Genomic DNA, 3,518 nt, shown 5'->3' on the forward strand with positions numbered 1-3,518 from the left:
ATATGGCTCATAAGTAATTCCTGATTGGTCATGGTATCATCCTCCTAAATATAAGGATATAATACCAGATCACAAGGGTGATAAAACGGACTTATATAGGTTACCAACACATTTGCGGACTAACACCTTTACAATTTATAAATGAAGCGGAGCAGCTTAAAAATGTACTCCGTACCGCCTGGACCAGCGGAGGAAAACAGGAGAGCACTGCAGAGCATTCCTGGAGGCTTGCCCTTCTGGCAATGGTCATCTTGGAAGAATATCCCCGGCTGGACAGCCTGAAAGTGATAAAAATGGCATTGCTTCATGATATCGGGGAAATCAGGGAAGGCGACATTTCCGCCGCGCTGCGTCCTGATCCCGGGGAAAAATATCTGGCGGAGGAAAGAGGAGCATCCGGGCTGTTTTCGCTCCTCCCTCCGCAGCTGGAAAAAGAATATATGGATCTGTGGAAGGAATATAATGAAGCAGTCAGCAAAGAGGCACGCCTGGTAAAAGCCCTGGATAAGGCGGAAACCATTATGCAGCATAACCAGGGCTGTAACCCGGCTGGTTTTGATTATGATTTTAATCTGGAGTACGGACAGGAATATTTTAGCGGAGATCCCCTGCTTGCGGAATTCAGACAGATTCTGGATACAGACACAGGGAAAAGGAAGGAGGGTGAAAAAGAAGGCGAAATAAAAGCGCGGCAGAAAAAGAACGGGTAGAGTTTTTTCCCTGACTACGTTATAATAAACACAGCCTGGCCTGATGTGAAGGGCCTGAAGAAGGAGACGACAAAGGATGAAAATTACCTGGTATGGAACAGCTTCCATTTTGCTGGAGTCGGAGGGAGAGCGGCTTCTGTTCGATCCCTTTGTGGAACTGGCCGGAGCAAGCAACCCGAACAGTCTGGAGGATTTTGTGCAGGAAACGGATATCTGCATCACGCATGGACATGTGGATCATCTTTTTTTCATACCGGAAATCCTGGAACAGGCCGATGCCACGGTTTTTGCCACCCGGGCTGTGATGAATACCCTGGAAGGGTGGGTGGAAGACACAGGCTGCCTGGTGGAAGTGGAACCGGGATACAGCTGGCGTCAGGGGAATATGAGGATAACGGTTCTGAAGGGAAAGCATACGTCATTTTGTGCGAAAACGGTTTTCAGGAAGCTGTTAAACCCGAGGCTGCTTCGATATTTCCGCAATGCACTGTTTCTGGCCTGGGCGCATCCCAGATTCCCGGAAAAGGGCGAAACGGCAGCCTACCAGATAGAGACGGAGGGTAAACGTATTTTACTTCTTGGAAGCATGGAGCTGGATCCGGACACAGTTTATCCGGAAAATGCGGATCTTCTCATACTTCCCTATCAGGGGAAGGAAAATATGGCGGAAGCAGCCATGGAAATTGTGGAACGTCTGAAGCCGGCGCGTATTCTGCTGGACCATTTTGACGACGCGTTCCCGCCCGTATCCGAGGAGGTAGATACCCGGCCGTTTAAAAAGGCCATGGATGAAAGGCACCCGGAAATCAAAGTGGTGAAGCCCAAAGCCGGAAAGCCTGTAACACTGTAAAGCCCATAACGCTGTAAAACCCACAAAAGAAGCAGTAAGACCGTCCGATAAAAGTATGTTTTCAGAAGGATGCGGGAAAGCTTTTATCAGACTGTTTTTTTATAAATAAATATGGCCGGAGAATGCAGGAAGATGCTTGACAACCAGGCAGATTATGGTATGATAAAATTAGTAATGATTATTATTTTTAAAAAATTATAAAATGGAGGTAAGCACTATGTTGAAAGGTAAGGTTGCGGTAGTAACCGGGGGAACAAGAGGAATCGGTTATGCAATAGTGAAAAAGTTTCTGGAAAACGGGGCGTCCGCAGTCCTTTGGGGCTCAAGACAGGAAAACGTGGACAGGGCGCTTGAGAGGCTTCGCCAGGATAATCCGGACTGGCAGGTTACCGGCATGGCTCCGGATCTGGGAAGCTACGAAGAAATAGCCCGGGCGCTGGATTCCGTTAAGAAAAAATACGGCAAAATCGATATTATGGTAAACAATGCAGGAATATCTGCGAGAGACAGCTTATATGATTATAACCCGGAGGATTTTGACAGGATTATGGATCTGAATGTCAATTCCGTATTCCGCTGCTCCAAGGCAGCGGCAGCAATTATGAGGGAGCATGGCGGCGGTGTGATATTAAATACCAGCTCCATGGTGAGCTTTTACGGACAGCCGGCCGGTTCGGGCTACCCGGCATCCAAATTTGCGCTGAACGGTCTGACCAAATCTCTGGCGAGAGAGCTTGGAAGGGATCATATCCGTGTCAATGCGGTAGCACCCGGCGTTACCCGTACGGATATGATGGAGGCGGTTCCTCGGGAAGTGATAGAGCCTATTGTAAGGACGATTCCGCTGGGAAGGCTGGGAGAGGCGGAGGATATAGCCAACGCGTTCCTTTTCCTGGCAAGTGATATGGCCTCCTATATTACAGGAGCCATAATTCCGGTAGATGGCGCGGCAATGACCTGAGCCTGAAAAAGCCGGTATCGGTAACAACAGTACATGAGTGCTTCAGTGCACAGACAGGAGTGAAAAGATGAATACAATGATTTTCAGAGACATGTCCTACGGTGTTTATGTTACTACCTCAATGGATGGTAACCGTCCGGTAGGATGCATTACCAACAGCATTATGCAGATTACATCGGATCCGGCTACCATTGCGGTTAGCGTAAACCATGATAACTATACCAATTCCTGTATCGATAAGACCGGGAAATTCGCATTTTCCATACTTTCAGAAAAATCCGACCCCTCCATTATCGGAACCTTTGGTTTCCACAGCTGCCGGGATACGGATAAATTCAGTAATGTGGATTATGAAATGGCGGCCGGGCTTCCTGTAATCAAGGATTCCTGCGGCTATGTGGTTTGCCGTGTCATTGATACGATGGAAACCCAGACCCATACTGTTTTCCTGGGAGAAGTGGTGGAAGCGGAAAGCTATGGAAATGACAGCGCTGCGATGACTTACGCTTATTATCATAAGGTAATAAGGGGAAAAGCCCCTAAGAATGCGCCGACCTACCTTCCCGAGGCGGACGGTGCGGCGGAAGAAAGCTCCCAACCATCCGGTGATGCAAAGAAAACCGGAAAATGGATATGCCAGGTATGCGGTTATGTATACGAAGGAGAAGAGCTTCCCGCAGATTTTAAGTGCCCGATTTGCGGCCAGGGAGCGGATAAATTCAAGAAGGTGGAATGACTGGACAGAACCGGCTCACCTGACAGAGTAAGCAATATAACATGAAAAATAAGGATCAGCGCCAGTCCGTACCACCTGGGAAACGGCTTGTGCCGGTCCTTTTGTTATGCCATAATACAGCCCGGTAAAAATTGCAGCTCTGAAAGGCGAAAATTTCTCGCACAAAAATTACTGATAAGCACTGAAGATTTAGCCGATGCATGATAAAATAAAAAAAAGTTTTTCGCAAAGGAGAAAATTTATCGTGACAAGGGCTGAACA

The 3,518-nt window shown here is 47.8% G+C and carries 4 protein-coding genes; all 4 read left to right on the top strand.

Translation table 11 applies throughout. The features are described from left to right. Nucleotides 1–95 precede the first annotated feature (95 nt). The 4 genes from FYJ45_RS28895 (at nucleotide 96) to FYJ45_RS28910 (ending at nucleotide 3,257) form a co-directional block, all read left to right on the top strand. Nucleotides 96–710, top strand: a complete 615-nt coding sequence (locus tag FYJ45_RS28895; protein ID WP_334296518.1) for an HD domain-containing protein — start codon at nucleotides 96–98, stop codon at nucleotides 708–710. A 76-nt stretch (nucleotides 711–786) separates the two neighbouring features. Next, nucleotides 787–1,560, top strand: coding sequence for an MBL fold metallo-hydrolase (locus FYJ45_RS28900; RefSeq protein ID WP_154468387.1), 774 nt, complete (start codon nucleotides 787–789; stop codon nucleotides 1,558–1,560). Between the two features lie 217 nt (nucleotides 1,561–1,777). Continuing rightward, entirely contained in the window at nucleotides 1,778–2,521 is a 744-nt protein-coding gene (locus FYJ45_RS28905; protein WP_154468388.1) for an SDR family NAD(P)-dependent oxidoreductase, read from the top strand. A gap of 67 nt (nucleotides 2,522–2,588) precedes the next feature. Continuing rightward, nucleotides 2,589–3,257, top strand: coding sequence for a flavin reductase (locus FYJ45_RS28910; protein ID WP_021640358.1), 669 nt, complete (start codon nucleotides 2,589–2,591; stop codon nucleotides 3,255–3,257). Nucleotides 3,258–3,518 lie beyond the last annotated feature (261 nt).

The sequence above is a fragment of the Eisenbergiella porci genome (genome assembly GCF_009696275.1).
In the GTDB taxonomy this organism is placed as follows: domain Bacteria; phylum Bacillota; class Clostridia; order Lachnospirales; family Lachnospiraceae; genus Eisenbergiella; species Eisenbergiella porci.

Bases quoted from the DNA above. Each gene is read 5' to 3' on its own strand.
- FYJ45_RS28910 (WP_021640358.1), top strand. From the start codon at position 2,589: ATGAATACAATGATTTTCAGAGACATGTCCTACGGTGTTTATGTTACT.
- FYJ45_RS28905 (WP_154468388.1), top strand. From the start codon at position 1,778: ATGTTGAAAGGTAAGGTTGCGGTAGTAACCGGGGGAACAAGAGGAATC.
- FYJ45_RS28900 (WP_154468387.1), top strand. From the start codon at position 787: ATGAAAATTACCTGGTATGGAACAGCTTCCATTTTGCTGGAGTCGGAG.